15 protein-coding genes and 1 pseudogene are annotated in these 16,634 nt (G+C 60.2%); 13 read left to right on the forward strand and 3 right to left on the reverse strand.

The features are described from left to right. The first annotated feature begins 173 nt into the window (after nucleotides 1–173). Nucleotides 174–1,004, forward strand: coding sequence for a MerR family transcriptional regulator (locus AC5Y5C_RS17525; protein WP_499974488.1), 831 nt, complete (start codon nucleotides 174–176; stop codon nucleotides 1,002–1,004). Nucleotides 1,005–1,429: 425 nt separating this feature from the next. Here AC5Y5C_RS17525 and AC5Y5C_RS17530 read toward each other — a convergent pair whose 3' ends face one another. Beyond that, entirely contained in the window at nucleotides 1,430–2,260 is an 831-nt protein-coding gene (locus tag AC5Y5C_RS17530; RefSeq protein WP_499974489.1) for a DUF5710 domain-containing protein, read from the reverse strand. A gap of 433 nt (nucleotides 2,261–2,693) precedes the next feature. Continuing rightward, entirely contained in the window at nucleotides 2,694–3,329 is a 636-nt protein-coding gene (locus tag AC5Y5C_RS17535; protein WP_448404527.1) for a TetR/AcrR family transcriptional regulator, read from the reverse strand. A 136-nt stretch (nucleotides 3,330–3,465) separates the two neighbouring features. Between AC5Y5C_RS17535 and AC5Y5C_RS17540 the strand changes: the two genes are divergently transcribed. The 4 genes from AC5Y5C_RS17540 to AC5Y5C_RS17555 all read left to right on the forward strand — a co-directional run bounded on the left by AC5Y5C_RS17540 (nucleotide 3,466) and on the right by AC5Y5C_RS17555 (nucleotide 7,634). Beyond that, nucleotides 3,466–4,338 (forward strand): metal-dependent hydrolase, encoded by an 873-nt coding sequence (locus tag AC5Y5C_RS17540; protein ID WP_499974492.1) that lies wholly within the window; start codon nucleotides 3,466–3,468, stop codon nucleotides 4,336–4,338. 38 nt (nucleotides 4,339–4,376) lie between these two features. Then, entirely contained in the window at nucleotides 4,377–5,264 is an 888-nt protein-coding gene (locus tag AC5Y5C_RS17545; RefSeq protein ID WP_499974496.1) for a metal-dependent hydrolase, read from the forward strand. A 159-nt stretch (nucleotides 5,265–5,423) separates the two neighbouring features. Further along, the gene (locus AC5Y5C_RS17550; RefSeq protein ID WP_499974498.1) at nucleotides 5,424–6,401 is read left to right on the forward strand and encodes an SDR family NAD(P)-dependent oxidoreductase; all 978 of its coding nucleotides are present in this window, start codon (nucleotides 5,424–5,426) and stop codon (nucleotides 6,399–6,401) included. A 432-nt stretch (nucleotides 6,402–6,833) separates the two neighbouring features. Beyond that, complete coding sequence (locus tag AC5Y5C_RS17555; protein WP_499974499.1) at nucleotides 6,834–7,634, forward strand: hypothetical protein; 801 nt, start codon at nucleotides 6,834–6,836, stop codon at nucleotides 7,632–7,634. Between the two features lie 581 nt (nucleotides 7,635–8,215). On the opposite strand, the gene AC5Y5C_RS17560 is transcribed toward AC5Y5C_RS17555, so the two are convergent. Then, nucleotides 8,216–9,436 (reverse strand): helix-turn-helix domain-containing protein, encoded by a 1,221-nt coding sequence (locus AC5Y5C_RS17560; protein WP_499974501.1) that lies wholly within the window; start codon nucleotides 9,434–9,436, stop codon nucleotides 8,216–8,218. Nucleotides 9,437–10,203: 767 nt separating this feature from the next. Here AC5Y5C_RS17560 and AC5Y5C_RS17565 point away from each other — a divergent pair. The 8 genes and pseudogenes from AC5Y5C_RS17565 to AC5Y5C_RS17600 form a co-directional block, all read left to right on the forward strand. Next, on the forward strand, nucleotides 10,204–11,991 hold the full coding sequence (locus AC5Y5C_RS17565) for a type I polyketide synthase (protein WP_499974503.1): 1,788 nt from the start codon (nucleotides 10,204–10,206) through the stop codon (nucleotides 11,989–11,991). A 20-nt stretch (nucleotides 11,992–12,011) separates the two neighbouring features. After that, nucleotides 12,012–12,278, forward strand: a complete 267-nt coding sequence (locus tag AC5Y5C_RS17570; protein ID WP_499974505.1) for an acyl carrier protein — start codon at nucleotides 12,012–12,014, stop codon at nucleotides 12,276–12,278. 141 nt (nucleotides 12,279–12,419) lie between these two features. After that, nucleotides 12,420–13,676: a hydroxymethylglutaryl-CoA synthase family protein gene (locus AC5Y5C_RS17575; RefSeq protein ID WP_499974507.1), complete on the forward strand. Its 1,257-nt coding sequence runs from the start codon at nucleotides 12,420–12,422 to the stop codon at nucleotides 13,674–13,676. Further along, nucleotides 13,673–14,404, forward strand: a complete 732-nt coding sequence (locus AC5Y5C_RS17580; RefSeq protein ID WP_499974510.1) for an enoyl-CoA hydratase/isomerase family protein — start codon at nucleotides 13,673–13,675, stop codon at nucleotides 14,402–14,404. The genes AC5Y5C_RS17575 and AC5Y5C_RS17580 overlap by 4 nt, the downstream gene beginning before the upstream one ends. After that, nucleotides 14,344–15,222, forward strand: coding sequence for a polyketide synthase (locus AC5Y5C_RS17585; protein ID WP_499974512.1), 879 nt, complete (start codon nucleotides 14,344–14,346; stop codon nucleotides 15,220–15,222). The genes AC5Y5C_RS17580 and AC5Y5C_RS17585 overlap by 61 nt, the downstream gene beginning before the upstream one ends. 41 nt (nucleotides 15,223–15,263) lie before the next feature. Beyond that, nucleotides 15,264–15,716, forward strand: coding sequence for a nuclear transport factor 2 family protein (locus tag AC5Y5C_RS17590; RefSeq protein ID WP_499974514.1), 453 nt, complete (start codon nucleotides 15,264–15,266; stop codon nucleotides 15,714–15,716). Between the two features lie 25 nt (nucleotides 15,717–15,741). Further along, complete coding sequence (locus AC5Y5C_RS17595; RefSeq protein ID WP_499974516.1) at nucleotides 15,742–16,158, forward strand: nuclear transport factor 2 family protein; 417 nt, start codon at nucleotides 15,742–15,744, stop codon at nucleotides 16,156–16,158. A gap of 90 nt (nucleotides 16,159–16,248) precedes the next feature. Then, nucleotides 16,249–16,485: pseudogene (locus tag AC5Y5C_RS17600) on the forward strand (MaoC/PaaZ C-terminal domain-containing protein); the annotation flags it as partial. Nucleotides 16,486–16,634 lie beyond the last annotated feature (149 nt).

Below are 16,634 nucleotides of genomic sequence, written 5' to 3' on the forward strand. Positions count from 1 at the left end.
TCCCCTAAGGGGAAAGTCAACCCCAGGGCCGGGCACAACTCGTGACCGTGCCGCCCGACAGCCACGACCGCGGCTCCCACGCAGTCCGCGATGTTGACCTTGCCCTAGGGGGAAGCGGCACGATGGCCGTACCAATAACGCGGGCGGAGCGGATCGCATAAGGAGGGCGCGCCATGGGAGCACGGGTCTCGATCGGTGACTTCGCCGTGATGACCAGCCTGAGCAGGAAGGCGCTACGGCACTACCACGACATCGGCATTCTCGAACCAGCCCACATCGACTCCCACACCGGCTACCGCTTCTACGACACCAGCCAGGTCGATCATGCACACATCATCCGCCGGTTCCGATCTCTGGGCATGTCCATTCCCGACATCAAGGCGCTGCTGAGCACAGAGGACGCTGCGGCCCGCGCCGAGATCATCACAACCCATCTCGAACAGATGGAGGTGCAGCTGCAGCAGACCCGCGACACCGTTGGCGCGCTGCGCGAACTGCTTTCCCCGGTGCGCACCCCCGCCCACGTGGAGGTGCGCCACGAACCTGCGCTCGCAGTGTGGTCCATCGGCGCCACCATCGAGATGCCCGAGATCGACAGCTGGTTCGCAGCAACGTTGAGCACCCTGCGCGACGCAGTTGCCATGGCAGCAGGTGGATCCTGCGCGGTCGTGCCGGGTGGCCTCTACGATCGAGCGCTGTTCCTTGAATCGCGCGGCGAGGCAACCCTCTTCGTGCCCGTACCGCGATTTGCGGACTTACCACCGGAGGGCGTCCGTGCCGAGGTCCTACCTCAGGCCCAGTTCGCGGTACTGACCCACTCCGGCGGCCACGAGGGCATCGACCGCAGTTACGGGGCTTTGGGAACATACGCAAACGAGCACCTAATCAGCCACCAGGGGCCGATACGCGAACACTATCTCGGCGCTACGCCCTCCGATCCGACAGCGTTCACCGCCACGGAGATCTGTTGGCCGATCTTCAGCACCACCCCTCCGCCGGCATGACAGCAGTCCGCGGACCGATGCGTTTCCCGGAATGTGTTGTGACGCAAACCCATTCGTTCGAACCGCAACAATCCCGAGCGGGGGCACCGGCCGGTCACGACATGACTGGAAGCCTCTGACACAGTTAGGCCGTGTCGGTCTCGGAGAGCTGGACCGCGACTGGTTCGAGGCTGTAGCGGCCGAACTTGGAAGAGCAGGTGGCATACTTGTCCGTGAGCAAGGTACGGGTTCTGCGGCTTAGGCCCCACGATTCGTCTGACCCCGGTTGACGGCTACGGCGCGCCGGGGTTGCTCTTTCTGGCGGTCGTGCGGTCGAGCCCAGTCCGGGTCCCTTGCGAAGTGGGTTCGGTGAGCTGTGCGGCGACTGCTTGGGATTCGGCTCCAGGATAATTGGCATGTACCGCCAGGGAACTCAAAGCCGATCATCAACCGACGTGTGTTGTCCAGGTGTTGCCGTCCCACCAACGCCATCGGTGCTCTCCGGCGGGGTCTTCGTACCAGGCTGCGGGCGGCAGCATCTGAGGATCGGGTGGGGGTTGGGCGGCAAGATGCAGATCATCGTTGCTGCTCAATATTTCGGCTGCGGCATGCCGGCGTTCCTCTGCCGTTGGCGGTTTGGCTGCCGAGATTCCAACCGCGGTCAGCATCGTGATGTCCAGTGTCCAATCGGACGCTGACCGCGTCTGCCACAGCTGGAACGCATCGTCGATATGACCGCGCGCGGTGTGGCTGTTCCAATCATTTACCGCTACGAGGTGCTCGAGCGCCTCGGCGCCGCGCCCGCGCAGCCTCGTGAGCCCGAAATGGGTCACTTCATGGCACAACGTGCACAAGCAGATCAGCCTCTTGAGGACTTGGACGTTCCCTGCCAGGAAGATCCATCGCTCATGGGCTTCAAGGTAAACCCCTGCGGCCGAATCGCGTTCGCCCCCGCATGCTTCGCATCGATAGCCTGCCCGCCGGTAGATCATCAAACGAAGCCGCTCCCAATCGCGCTGCGAGACACAAGAGCGCACATTCGTGAACCAGCACGACGACGGCACCAGATCGACAAACAGCCCGGAACCGAACTCGCGGTCCTCGCCGGGAAGCAACTCCGGTAGCGGCATCCATCGGGCCAGATCCCTATCGGAGCCAGTTGGTGCGTACCAGCTGCGGGCCTTCTGATCCCACCGTGCCCCTAGTCTTTTCGCGTCATCCTTCTCCGCAAAAGGCACATCGAGCCAAAGCCTCGAACTATCGCTGACAGCAGGCATCTATCCGCCTCGGGATCCCCACTGCCACCGGGTCGGTAAAGATCCCCTCGGTCATGACAGCAGGATAGTGAACACCAGCGCCAGCCGACGACTTTCAGACTGCCTTGGCGTGTAAGCGCGGTGGCTTAACTGGATAGGCCGAGAAGTCCCCAGGCCTTGATCGCTGCTTCGGGCACGAAGGTTTCAGGGAGACGCCCCCGTGCCATCCGTGGCGCGTTGGCCAGTGGCTGAATTACGCCCACGAAGTATCGATTTCGCGGTGCGGATCATCGCCTGGTGCCCGCCGGGTGCCTTACGGCCGCCGCCGGCGTTGAGCGTGAATTTGTTCTCAAACCGTCTGAGAGCTAGGCATTTTGAGCATCAGAATGGTTCTGTATGCAGTCTTAGGGTGATCGCATACTTTCGATTTTTAACGGCCCCTGGATACCTGATGTTAGGTGAGGAGGCTGCGGACTGCCGCTGCGATTGACTCGATATAGTGCTGTCGTTCGTCGGGCGTGGTCAGCTCATCTCTGAGCATTCGAACGCCTGCGTTCAGCGCAACGCCAACCACAATGTGTGCGACGACATCGAAGTCGAGGTCTGTGCGGATATGCCCGTCTTCAGCGATCTGGCGGAGCATGACGGCTGCGGTGGACTCGAGCGCCGCCGACAAGCTGAGTAAACGCTGTTTGATCTCCTCGTCCTGGAAGCCGCCCAGCAGGGTGGAAAGAATGTGGGGGTGTTCGTCGACCATCGTAAATAGGCCGGTCATCATTCCCCGGGCCCCGTTCTCGAGGTCCTCGAAGGAGTTCGTTTTCAGGGACCCGGCGGAGTCTGCGATCAGAGTCGCGACTCGCTCTAGCGCGGCGTCGACGACGGCGTCGAAGATATCTCTCTTGCTGTCGAAGTACTGGTAGAACGTTCCTTTACCTAACCCAGCGCGGTCGGTGATCTCGGAGACCCCCGCCTTCGTGTAGCCGATGTCCGAGAACACTTCCGTAGCCGCCGTGATCAGGTCAGCACGCCGGCGGGCCGCCAACTCGGGGTCGGCGGGCCGACCAATGCGACGCCGCGCAGCAGTGCTCACCAGAGCAGCGTATCGGGGCAAGGGCATCAAGGACGACCAGAGCGGCGGGCGCAACCCACTATTGACGACCGACGCGTCGGTCGATAAAGTCACCGCAGATAAATGCCACATCTCGTAAAGTCAGGGAATCGGTAACATGTCCTCAGCTGCAGCGCCCGTCACGACACCTGATGCGCCTCCACGGGTCAGGCGGATCAAGTTTCCGTTCGCGGATTCGGAGCTGCCAAGCCGATATTTCATCGAAGATGACATTGCGCTTAGCCACTTCGTCGCGGTCCTCTCGGGCGGCTTCCCCGCCGGGGAGGAAGCGTTCATCCGTTCGGTCCGCAAGTTTGCGGATCAGATCACTGATCCGGTCCTGAAGAAGCGGGTCGCAGGTTTCATCGGGCAGGAGGCGGTGCACGGGCAGCAGCACCGTCAGCTCAACCAACGTTTGATACGGATGGGGTATGCGATCGGGTGGCTTGATACTGACCAGCACGCCGAACGGATGATCCGACTGGAGAATCGGTTCGGCAGGCGGGTGCACCTGGCGACGACGGCAGCGGCTGAACACTACACGGCTGTACTGGCCGAGCGCGTCCTCTCCAGCCAGTACATACAGGATATTCCGGGGGAGCCGGAGGTTTGGAACCTGCTGAACTGGCACACAATGGAGGAACTAGAACACAAGTCGGTAGCTTTCGACGTTTACCGTGCCGTCGGCGGAACCGAGTTCGCACGCATCGCAACGATGGCCGTCATGCTTGCATTCACACCGACGTTCGTACTTGGCAGCATGGCGGCGTCAATAGTGGCCGATCCTTACGCCCGCTCCCGGCCGGTGAAAGTGGCTCGACAGGCATGGAAGCTCTTTCGTGGGCCAGTGTTTCGCGGCTTGATGCCCGAGCTCGCCAAGTACCTGCGTCCAGGATTTCACCCTGACGACATCGACACTACTGAACTGCTCGCGAAGTGGCAGTTGGAGTTATTCGGAGTCGACGGCTCTCTTGTGGACCACCTCAAATAGCCAATATTTCGACCACAGAAAGAAGCACCATGTCTGCCATGAACAGCATTGATCCCAACCCTGCGCCCAAATCGACGACCGCCCCCCAAGTTCGCCGCATGCGGTTCCGTATCACTGACACCGAGCCCCTGAGTCGCCACTTTGTTTTGGGTGACATCGTCATGAGTCATCTGCTGGCACTGCTGTCGGGTGGGTTTCCCGCAGGCGAGGAGTCATTCATTCGCTCGGTTCGTAGATTTACCGGCGAGTACGACGACCCAGAGCTGAAGAAGCGAGTTGCGGGTTTCATCGGCCAAGAGGCGGTGCACGGACAACAGCATCGGATGCTGAATGACCGCCTGGTTGAAATGGGCTACCCGATGGTCCGGTTGATGAACTTTTCGAAAGATTCCCGTCGGGCGAGGGCCTGGATGATCGGCGAGAAGATGATTTCTCGGCGCTTACATCTGGCGCTAACTGCTGCGGCCGAGCATTACACGGCCACGATGGCCGAGCGGATCTTGTCGAAGGACGAGATCCAGTCGATTCCAGGCGATCCTGAAGTGTGGAATCTGTTGAACTGGCATGTTTTTGAAGAACTGGAGCACAAGTCGGTGGTGTTCGACGTCTATCGGGCGGTCGGAGGGTCCGAGCGGACCAGGATTTTCGCGATGGCGCTCCTGTATTACAGCATGATCCCGGTTCTGACCGTAGCGGTACTTGCCTCGATCGCGACCGACCCCGCTGGATGGCGGCCGATCACCGTGGCACGCCAGGCTGTCGGGTTCTTCCGCGGACCGATTATGCGGGGGCTGATGGGAGATCTACGTATCTATATGAAGCGCGGATTCCACCCTGACGACGTGGACACCACGGCATTGTTGGAGAAGTGGCAGCGTGAACTATTCGGTGCCGAATCGGGTGCACTGTTGGATCGGATGAAGTGACCATGGCGGCACGATGCAGACGGAGTACAGCGATAACCACCACTCCAGGCGGCCTATACCATGTCGAAATATATTGACAGAACTTCTATTTCGGCCTCACCGCCACACCAGGGGCGTTTTTGTACCTAATGAGATTGTCTCAGCTGGAAGGGAATCCGCGTGAATTTCAATCGTCTTCAACCTAGCCTCGTCGTCATAACTGGCGGCGGTAGCGGTATCGGTCGTGCCACGGCCGTGAGGTTCGCTCGAGCGGGAGCCCATGTGGTCGTTTCCGATCGGGATTTGCAGACGGCGTCGGACACGGTGGCGATGATCCATGCCGAAGGCAATAAGGCGAGCGCTGCGCAATTGGACGTGACTGACCCCGCCGCGTGGCAGCAGCTCGCGCTTGACGTGCGTACTGAACATGGCGTGCCAGACGTGCTCGTCAACAATGCGGGAATCATGGTGGGAGGACCATTCGTCGACCTTGAGCCCAAGGATTGGGACTTGCAGCTTCAGGTGAACCTGATGGGCGTTGTGCATGGTTGCCGAACCTTCGGGAAGCTGATGATCGATAGTGGCCGGCCCGGGCACATAGTGAACATCGCCTCGGCGGCTGCGTTGACGCCGATGGCTACCTTTCCGGCGTACTCGGTGTCGAAAGCAGGCGTGAAATCCCTATCTGAATGCCTGCGCTTGGAGTTTGGCCCCAAAGGTATTGGGGTGAGCGCGATTTGTCCGGGGGTCATCAACACCAACATTGGCAAGAATGCCACGGTGGTGGGCGTAGACCAGGAGCTGTACGCGCGTGGAATGAAGCTCCAGGAGCAGATTCAGGAATTCATGGCCAAGCTGCCATTCTCTCCGATGAGTCCCGATCTGGTTGCGCGTGCTGCAGTTCGCTCGGTGCGCTATGACCTGGCCATCGTCCCAGTTCGTACTGAAGCCTGGCTTGGCTACTTCATGGGGCGCATCGCCCCGGGGGTGAACCGGAACATCGGGCGGGCGTTCACCACAGAGAAGCTTGAGGCCCTCGGCGCTCGGGTGCTGGGGCTGATTGCCCCCTCGGCCCATGACGTTGCATCAACTACGAGAACCGAAGCGGCCGAAAGTAAACCAGAAGTTGGCACGTCAATGGTCGGTGCCGATAGGTGACCGTCGAGGCGATTCGACAGCCGTACGGGCTTCACTGCGAGGCGGTCGCCGAATAGGGCCCGAAGGAACCGATGTGACAGTCATTATCGGGCAAGGGTTTAACTGTCGCAGCGGTCCTTGGCACAACGTTGTTGAACTACTTGGTGTCGCCAACGCCGCATTGCGGATCATCGCCTAGCCTCACCATCGACATGGCTGGCCCTCGCCGAGTGGGCTAACCCGTCACCCGCGAGCGGAGTGTCGGGGCACACTGCTTTGGTTCAGGAGGATGCGGGGCGTCCGTGTCGTAGATTGAGCGCAGAAGCGCCTGTATCAACGGTGAAGCCAACTGGTTGAGTTTTGTGGCCACTGTTCGCCGCCAGCGCAGACGCTGTCAGCGGGGCCTTAGTTCTTTGCCTAAGCTCTGCTGGAGGGAGGGAGGGAGGATGGCCCATGAACCAACCAGAGCTTGCCGATGCCTCATCTTCATTCGGGCCGGTTTCCGGCGAGCAGCGTTGGCTCGCCTCCGAAGGGAGGCTGACCGCGACGTGGGTGGTGACATGCGTGCTGCTTGCCGTCCCGCAGCTGCTCTGGTGGCCGCTGGCAGGCGGGGTCCGGTCTAGCCTCGCGATCCTGGTGCTGAGCGTCTTCGTCGCAATGGTCCCGTTGATGGTTTATCTCATGGTCAAAGGCGATCCGGTATTTCCTCGATGGGCTAGCGCACACGGATTCAGCTTTGAGGCCAAACCGCAATGGCCGCTGCCGAACTGGGGCATCCCGCCATTCAACTCTCCGGAAGCGTATGGCTTCGAAATAACTACAGCGATACGCGGCGATGTGAATGGTTATCCGGCAACGTATTTCCACCTTTCAGGCAAGGGGCTCAGCTCCAACCAACGCTACGTGTTCGCGCTCGAGCTTCCGGCCCGGCTGCCGCACCTGACGCTATCTGCAAAGCTTGTCCCTGACCGCGACGACGGCATCGGCTACCAAGCGGGCGAACCAGTTCGGCCCTTCTACCGCTACGGTGCCGATGCGCAAAGGGTCCGCGCAGTCTTCAATCCTCAGACATTAGACGTCGTTTGGGCAGCTCTCCCCGAGAAGCTGCGTGAGGAGATTCGTTTCGACACCGCTGGCGCCGTCTTGATCGCTACCACGCCGCAAGCATTCCGCGCCGAGCAGATCACGGCCGCCTTCTTGGCTATGAACGCCATCTGTTCCAGAGTTCCGTCGGCAGCTTGGCTCGCGGATTGAGCACCATTTCTGGATGGCTGACGAACAGGCTCGTCTAGGCACGCTTGGCCGACCAACATCGCACCGATGCGCGCGAACTCGAACCCACGATCGAAGCTTCTGCGAAGGGTGACCGTCATACAGATCCCAACTTGCGCAGCAACGACATAGGAATCATGTAGCGGGCGGCGCGTCCCGCAACACGACTGAACGTCCGTACGTAGGTCCGGTCGTTGTCGTTGAGCGTGTACTTTCGATCTTCTGAATCGGCCACGCTGCAAGTAGGCGAGCCAGATTGATTAAAGGGTGCGGGTAAGGGCGAATCGCATAATGTCCTGAGATGGATAGCCCACAGATTTTGCCCTGGGGCGTGCCGTTCTTCCAGTCGATCGGCGCTGGTGGTTTGCCGGATCCCGCGCACGCATTGGTCGGCGCACGCCGTCCATTGTTCCCACGCAGCGGAGGATGCCGTTGCCCCGGATATCAGTGCGAGCGCGGTCATTTTGGCCGAGCCGGCAGGCTCGGGTAGGGGCCAGAAGCTCTCCGGATTCCGGCGGCCTGCTCGAGTCTGGGCTTGGCATCGAGTGGTGCTGCCGGGCCGACTAGAGGCCGGCAAGCTCTGACAGAGCCGCGACCTTTGCGCGGAGAAACCGGTCGTCGTGATCGACTATTTGGCGCAGTACGAAATGGGCGTCTCGGCAATAGCGCAGTTCTTCGGGACATGCTTCGGATGCCTGGATGAGCGCAAAGGTGGCCGATGTCATTTCATGGCGGCCTGCAAATGCCGTGGCCAACGCGACGAAGTAGCGCGTGCGCTGGTCAATAACAAGGTCTTCGGGATCGGAAACGCCGCGTGCTGCATCGATGGCGCCATCAAAGTCCTGTTGAGTAAGCGAGATGTCCATGCGGGCGATTGCGACATCATGCGAGCTGAAAGTAATGCCGGCAACGCAACGGTGCTTGTCTGTCGTGCTGGCAAGATGGCTCAGCCGGGCCAGGTAGCGGTGGGCCGCATCAGAGTCGGATCTGGCGAAGCTCCTTGCCGCCAGTAGCTGAAGGGCACCGTAGAGCACGGTGCTACCTTCGTCCCCCTCGCTTGGCTCCACAGTTCTGGATACTGCCAACGCGAACTCGCGACATAGCTGGGATTGTTCGAGATTCAGCAACGCCGCCGCCCAATGCCAGCTGCTTATAGCGACGTATCTGACCCCGTCTGTGTTGTGGACAAGCCCTACGGCCCGATCCGCGGAGGTCGCCGCCAGCTGATCGGCACCCAGGCGGCCCAGGACTCGGGAGGCCAGACAGTAGGCACGCACCAGTGCATTCCGAAGCTCGTTCGTGTGGCTCTGCCAGTAGGAGTTGCGCAAGTCCTGAAGCAGGTGAGGAAGCTGACGTGCCACGGACTGGTAGCGCTGCCGTGACGTTGACCAAGCCCTCTCAGACCTGGCCAGTTCTCTGAGGGCTTGCCCGTTGTTCTGCGAGAAGTCAGCTGAACGGCTGGAGGTAGCCGGATGCCCGGTGAAGACGAGGGCGAGACGTTCAACTAGGTCGCGGCTGCCTCCGGGCTCTGTGCGCAGTTGGGGCAGGGGGTGATCAATAAGTTCGCGATAATCGTTGATCTGCAGTACTTCGGCTAGCCTAAGCACTGCATGCACGCTGTCGAGGCGCAGGCGGCCAGTCTCCACTAGCCTGAGCCACTCCTCGCTTCTGCCCACCAGCTGCGCCACGACTCGGCGAGGCAGACGCTGACGTCTGCGACGCACCTGTATGCGCTCACCAACACTCAGTCCTACTGCATGTTCAGATGGCTTCTCCGCGCCCATAAGAGCTCCCGAGACTTTATCTGGATGCCGAGTGCGATCCACCCGTCATCGCTAGGCATGAGAACGGCACTTCCAAGTGGAGGGACGTGATTCTGTGCATTGTCCCTCAGGGCCGCTATGCCAATTATAGAGCGCCCGATATGGAAGTTATCGTGGTTTTGCGGCATGGCAGAAAACCATAGTACAGCGTACGACTCACTGTGTGGCTTAATGTTTGCACAAGGCTGGCCCATCTAAACTGGGTAACGCCGTACACGTAATAGCCAATCCATGTTGCGGCGCAATTCGTCATACGTGCGTCTCCAGAAAGGTCTGCGGCCGCGGTTCTTGTGTTCGGGAGCTCTCGCCTTGGATGGGACACACCCATCTGTATGTCGAAAACCACTGCTATGCAGGGTAATGATGCATCATCGCGGCCAGATTCTACCGCCGAGCCGAACGCCCGCAGCGCCGAATCGGTACTCCAAATCAGTTTGGGGTGCAGCACCCACATCTAGTTGTGGCATACGAATCCAAATCCGAAGAGAACCGCCAAGTCAAATCCATTGGGTTCGAATCACAGTTCCGCGCTCCTAAGGTTTAGGTGAAGTTCTTGGCATGGCAGAGGGAACGGTGAAAGAGGAACTGTCCGATTGTATTGCCTGTATTGCCAAGGAAAAGGCGGCGGAGGAATGCCAACTAAAGGTGCTGAAGTAAATACGCAGTCCCTCTATTTGACCAGCACGCGTTCTTCCATCTCCTTTTGTGTCGATGAAAGGTAGGTCGCAGTGACAACGCAGTTTGGTGAACCAATTGCAGTTGTAGGTACGGCATGCCGATTCCCTGGCGGCATTCGGACTCCAGAGCAGTTGTGGGACTTCGTCGTCGCTGGAGGGGACGCCATCTCAGATTTTCCGACAAACCGCGGTTGGAGTACCGAACTGTATGACCCCGACCCTGATCGGCCGGGGAGGAGTTACGTCAAAGAGGGCGGATTCCTGTACGACGCTGACCAGTTTGATGCCAGCTTCTTCAAGATCAGCCCGCGGGAGGCCAGTGCTGCGGACCCCCAGCATCGGTTAGTGCTTGAAGCCGCCTGGGATGGGTTGGAGCGGGCGCGGATTGACGCTTCGGCGTTGCACAACAGTGATACTGGCGTCTTTGTCGGGGTGATTCATCACGACTACGCCCAGCTGACTCAACGGATTCCTGGTGCTTTTGAGGCTCATCGCACCGGCAGCAGCGGGCATCATTACGCGGCGGATCGGGTTTCGAGAGAACTCGGTTTGTATGGCCCGACGATGAGTGTGGACACGGCTTGTTCGTCGTCGCTGGTTGCTATACACCTGGCTGCTCAAGCCCTCCGAAACGGAGAATGTGAGCTGGCATTGGCGGGTGGCGTCACCGTTATGGCCACCTCACAGCTTTTTGTGGAATGGTGTCGGGTCCGGCTACTGGCCCGTGACGCCAGATGCAAGCCATTCGCGGCCGCAGCTGACGGGACCGTCTGGTCCGAGGGCGTCGGAATTCTGGTGCTCGAACGGCTTTCTGATGCCACGCGTAACGGGCACGTTGTGCATGCCGTGATCCGCGGGTCGGCGGTTACCCATGATGGTAGTTCTGGACGATTGAATGCGCCGAGCGCACCAAGTCAGCAACACGCTATCGAACTGGCACTGGCCAGATCTGGTCTCTCCACTGATGAGATCGATGTCGTGGAAGCGCACGGCACGGGCACTCGGCTGGGCGACCCGATAGAGGCGGCCGCTCTCTTGGCCACTTACGGCAGGCCAAGACCTCACCCATTGTTGATCGGCTCCCTCAAGTCGAACATCGGACACCCGCAAGCCGCGGCCGGTGTAGGAGGGGTCATCAAGATGGTGCATGCCATCCGCAACGGCATTGTCCCGGGAATTCTGCATTTCGATCAGCCAAACCCGCTCGTAGACTGGGAATCTGGAGCCGTAATGCCCGTCGCCGAGAACATCGCCTGGCCGCAGTCGGGTCGCCCACGTCGAGCGGGGGTCTCATCGTTCGGCATGGGAGGGGCCAACGCCCATCTGATTCTCGAAGAAGCGCCAGCGGTAGAAGAGGTTCGAGCCTCTTCAAATGGCCGGTCTTGTGCCGGAGTATTTCCTGTCGTGCTATCAGCCAAAACAAATGGTGCCCTGAAGGATCGGGCGCGAGCGCTTTTGGAACTTCTAGGCCGGTCCGCCCCGCGGGTTGGCGACCTCGCACTGTCCCTGGCGACTACGCGCGTTCACTTCCGCGAACATCGTGCAGTGATACTGGCTGATCGCCGTGATCAGTTGGCCGAGGGGTTGAGCGCTCTGGTTGATGACGCGCAGCATGCCGCCCTGCATACGGGCACCACACATGAGAACGCGATTGTCGGCGCCTACCTTCGCCACAAGCCGATTGCCTGGGATGAGGTCTTCTGCGGCAGCGGAGCAGAACTGGTTGATCTGCCGACCTACCCGTTCCAGCGAAAGCGGTACTGGCTAGACGAGACGGCCGGTAAGCCGGCGGCCGATGCGCCCGAGCTGCGTTCTCTCGCAACGCATCCATCAATGTAACCAACAGGAAATGAGGAATTATGTTGCCGGAAGATCAGAAGATCCACGAGAAGATCGTTGAGTTTCTCAGCGTCATCCTGTGCTACGAGCCAGGCGAGGTCGGAGACAATGACGCATTCGACGATCTCGGTCTCGATTCTGTGCTCGGAGTCGAGTTTCTTCAGATGGTCAACGCCGAATATGGCCTTGAAGAGCAGCTAGACAACCTCTTCGAGCAACGAACGCCGGGGAAGTTCGTGGACTATGTGACTGAACTGATCAGGGCTAAATCGCCAGTAGCGTTGTAGAGCAACAATTTTCGCTGCAGCGTGCGATAACGCCTAGACGTTGCGGTTCTGACAAAGGGCGCGAGTGCGCCTAGACGCATTTCAAAATCACGCTGCGAACTCAATGCGGCGCAGCCACAGAAGATGGGGAGCCGGTCGACAATGACGAAAACGGTTGGAATCGAGGCAATCGGCGGCTACTGCGGTGCCGCGTATGTCGACGCCAGTGCGGTAGCCATGGCGCGAGGCGGTGCCCCGGAGAGAGTCGCCAAGCTTATGTTGGGGCAGAAAACCGTCTCGCTTCCCGGTGAAGACGTAGTCACCTACGCGGTCAATGCGGCCGCCCCGTTGGTCGACCGACTCGATGACGAAGAACGCGCCAGCATCGAACTTCTGGTGATTGCCACCGAATCTGGCATCGATTACTCCAAAGCAGCGGCGACATGGGTGCACGGGCTTCTGGGTTTACCCCGCACTTGCCGACTATTTGAAGTCAAGCAAGCGTGCTACGGCGGAATCGCGGCACTTCAGCTGGCCGCCGCGCAGATCGCTGTCAGCCGCCGCGACGGCGCCCGGGCGCTGGTGATTGCCAGCGATGTAGCCGACGCGGTTCAGGATGCCGCTCGATCTATCCGCTGGACCTCGGAGGCGGCGCTGGGTGCTGGTGCGGTCGCAGTCCTACTCAGTGAACAGGGCGACTTGGCGATCGCAGAATTCGGCGAGGTCGGCTACCACAGTTTCGATGTGGACGACTACTACCGGCCCGCCACATCAGGGTTTTACCTCAACCCGGACCTGTCGCTGCAGGCATACAGCGAATGCCTCAAGCAATGTTGGGCCGACTACGCGCGTAGGCACCCCACAACTGAATTCCTCACCGGATTTGATCACCTGGCGTTTCATACGCCGGCCCCGTCTGTAGTCAAGGGCTCACACCGGGCACTACTGCGCAACTTGGGAATACGTTCACCTCGCGAAGCTGACGATGACTTCGCCGCTCGGATCGAACCTTCGACACGCTACCCGCGGGGCGTAGGCAATATTTGGGCCGCGTGTGCTCTGCTGGCCTTCGCGAGTCTGCTAGACCATGCGGAGCCGCAAACGGGGCAGCGCGTCGGCGTCTACTCCTATGGAAGCGGCTGCTCATCCGAATTATGTTGTTACACAATCGGGCCAGGGATGAAGTTTTTCACGGGCACCGGCATTGGCGAGGGTTTACGTGGGCGCACCGAACTGGCCCTAGACACCTACGAGCAGCTCTCCGAACAAGCATCGGAACTGACCCCCGGTCTTGCTGACTATTCTCCGGACTTATCGGCGCTGGAGAAATTCGGCGCATCGCTGGGGCGCAAGCTGGTGGCACTTTCTGGCATTTCCGCACACCGCCGCAGCTACACGACCATCGGCGCAATGCCGTGAAGGTGGAAACTATCGCAGACTGCTGCGTACAGATAATCCTCGATCAGCCGGAGACCTGCAATGCGCTCGACGGACGCACTGGCGCGGCACTGATCGAGGCGCTCGAGTACGCGGAAACCAGATCGTGGTGTAGGGCAGTCATGCTCACTGCCACGGGACCGTACTTTTGCTCCGGGCTCGATCTGGGAGAGACGACGGAGCCGGCAGATGCCGAACACATCTTGCCTGCGCTGCGAGAGGCGCTCATGCGCCTGGCGCGCTGCCCGCTGGTTACTGTCGCGATCATCGACGGCATTGCCACTGGCGGAGGAGTCGGACTCGCCGCCGCGTGCGATTTGGTGATCGCTGGTGCTCACGCAAGCTTTCAACTCACTGAAGTACGGCTGGGCCTCGTACCGGCGATCATACTGCCGGTCATCGCGCGTCGCACCGGCCCCCACCGAGCCCTCGTCCTTGCGCTCACCTCAGAGAAGATCGACAGCACCGCGGCCGTCGCCGTGGGATTAGCCGAGCAGAGCGTGCCGGACGCACAAGCGGTAATGCGCACCGTGCTCAGGCAGCTTCGGGGCGCCGACCGTACCGCGGTACAGATACTGAAGCGATACCACAGGAACCTGTATCCGCCCGACTGGGTGCCCGCCGAAAAATCGCTTGCCGTACTCCATGAATGCATGGAAGGGCCAGCAGCCAGCCGGCTCAGCGTACTGAGGAAAGTTGGGCTGCTGTGAGTAGCTCAGAGACTCGTTTTGGTTCCGTGACCCTGCGGAAAGTATTGCCATTAGCGAATATTCATATGGAAGAACACGAACAGCGCAATCGCATGACCCCAGGGCTGACCACCGGGCTCGTGCACGCAGTCGCAGCGGCCGGAGAAGATCATTCCGTCAAAGCCGTTGTCCTCCACGGCATACCTGAAGTATTCTGCGCCGGAGCTATGCGCGGGGACCTCCTGGGGACTAGCGGCAGGCAGACCTACAACCTCCATCCCTTCACCCGGTGCCTGGTGGAGTGCCCCGTGCCGGTAGTGGCTGCGGTACAGGGTCATGCGGTTGGGGGCGGGCTGCTACTGGCCCTGTACGCCGATCTTGCGGTGTTCAGCGCTCGGTCACGTTATGCCGCCAACTTCATCGCATACGGCTTTACACCTTTTGGGGGCGCCACCTACATAGTCAGAGAACGACTCGGACCGACGCTGGGGACCGAGATGCTGCTCACTGGGCGCGCCTACCGTGGGCAAGAATTGGCCGACCGGGGTGCGGGAATTTCTGTGGTGCCTCACGACCAGGTGCCGGATGCCGCACGGCAGCTCGCATTGCGCGCAGGGGCTCCGCCCCGAGAGGCGACCGGTCTACTCAAACGGACCCTCGCGGGGAACCTGCTGAAGCTGGCGGACAAGGCAATGGAGGAGGAGTACGAGGCACATGTCGAAACGCTCGCCGCACCCGCGGCGCAGCGCCGGGTTGCCCAGCTGTACCCGCGTGAACCAGTAACTACCACCGCTGCAGCGCAATTCCCCCCAGCCCGGGCCGATGACGGTCCGCATTAATGAAAAACAAATCCAACACCCCACAGATAGGAAACACACACATGACTGCGTCCAGCACCACCATGGAGCGTCACCACGATGGCCTAATCCGCGCCTACGGAGAAGCATTGGGTTCTGACGAGCCCGGCCGATGGCTCGACTGGTTCACCCACGACGCCGAATTCATCGATGTCGCCCTTCGGACCGTTCACCGGGGGCACGCCGAGTTGGATCCCGCCATCTACGCGTGGTACGAGGCATTCACTGATCATGACTTCACACCGGGTACGCGGTTCGAGTCCGCCGACTCGACGGCGTTTGACTGGACGTTGTCTGCCACTATCCGGGGCAACCTCGAGGGAGTCACCACAGACCCCGTCCTAGGCAGCAGATTCACCCTCTCCGGTGTGAATCTCTTGCGATTCACAGACGAAGGAAAAATCTGTTGGTTGCGCACCTACTGGGACCTCGCCTCATTGCTACGACAGGTCGGCGTGAGACAAGTGGCCACGTAGACATTCGAGATTCGAGTAGCCACTCATGGACAAACTCCTTGATAAATGGTTTCAGACGCTCAGAGCGGGTCAAACAGAGCAATGGATAACGTGTTTCGAAGAGAACGGCGTCCTATTGGACGTGCCGAACGATCGCGTGCATCGCGGACGGAAGGCCATTGCGGAGTTCGGCCGAGGCTGGTTCTCCATCGCCTCCGACATCACGTTGACCAGGGGGCGTTCTCTCGTAGACGGCAACACCGCTGCTCTTGAGTGGAGATTCGGGGGAACCCTGCACGGCGATATCCCTGGACTAGTAGAGAACGTGGTTATCGGCTCACGCTTTCTGTTCCCCGCCGTGAGCATTATCGAGTTCTCGCCAACCGGCTTGATTTCACATGAAGCCGACTACTACGACCCGGCGACTTTCATCCGTCAGGTCACCCAGCCAGACGCGGAATGATCAGAGATGGCAGAGCTCACCCCACGGATCCTCCTGCGAAACGCCCGTAATTGCCTGGTACTGAACCGATTCACCGAGAGGAAGGCGACAATGAGTACCGCGGATGTGAGGCTGAGTTCGTCGGACTTGGCACTTTTCAGCCGGGCTAGCGGGGATCTCAATCCTCTGCATTGCGATCGAGAATACGCGCACAACACCCCCTTCGGGGCCCCAGTCGCGCATGGAATAGTGGTGACACTGTTGGCAATCGCGGGGATGCCAGAGGGGCGGGCTGGTCGTGTCACCCGGGTCGAATGCCGTTTCCAGGGAGCTGTTTTTCCCGACCATACATACACGCGCAGTGTCACCGCTCAGCCCGACGGAAGATTCGAGATACGAATCTGCGACGCCGATCGGGTGCTGACAGAAGTGACAGTTCACACGGACAGTTCCCTGCCAATCTGTGGTGAAACGATCGCTCCTGCACAGAATATGAG

It is taken from the genome of Mycobacterium sp. NGS15, assembly GCF_059813245.1.

Coding starts and splice junctions, on each gene's coding strand:
- AC5Y5C_RS17560 (WP_499974501.1), bottom strand. CDS start 9,436: ATGGGCGCGGAGAAGCCATCTGAACATGCAGTAGGACTGAGTGTTGGT.
- AC5Y5C_RS17590 (WP_499974514.1), top strand. CDS start 15,264: ATGACTGCGTCCAGCACCACCATGGAGCGTCACCACGATGGCCTAATC.
- AC5Y5C_RS17540 (WP_499974492.1), top strand. CDS start 3,466: ATGTCCTCAGCTGCAGCGCCCGTCACGACACCTGATGCGCCTCCACGG.
- AC5Y5C_RS17525 (WP_499974488.1), top strand. CDS start 174: ATGGGAGCACGGGTCTCGATCGGTGACTTCGCCGTGATGACCAGCCTG.
- AC5Y5C_RS17570 (WP_499974505.1), top strand. CDS start 12,012: ATGTTGCCGGAAGATCAGAAGATCCACGAGAAGATCGTTGAGTTTCTC.
- AC5Y5C_RS17595 (WP_499974516.1), top strand. CDS start 15,742: ATGGACAAACTCCTTGATAAATGGTTTCAGACGCTCAGAGCGGGTCAA.
- AC5Y5C_RS17585 (WP_499974512.1), top strand. CDS start 14,344: ATGCATGGAAGGGCCAGCAGCCAGCCGGCTCAGCGTACTGAGGAAAGT.
- AC5Y5C_RS17545 (WP_499974496.1), top strand. CDS start 4,377: ATGAACAGCATTGATCCCAACCCTGCGCCCAAATCGACGACCGCCCCC.
- AC5Y5C_RS17575 (WP_499974507.1), top strand. CDS start 12,420: ATGACGAAAACGGTTGGAATCGAGGCAATCGGCGGCTACTGCGGTGCC.
- AC5Y5C_RS17530 (WP_499974489.1), bottom strand. CDS start 2,260: ATGCCTGCTGTCAGCGATAGTTCGAGGCTTTGGCTCGATGTGCCTTTT.
- AC5Y5C_RS17555 (WP_499974499.1), top strand. CDS start 6,834: ATGAACCAACCAGAGCTTGCCGATGCCTCATCTTCATTCGGGCCGGTT.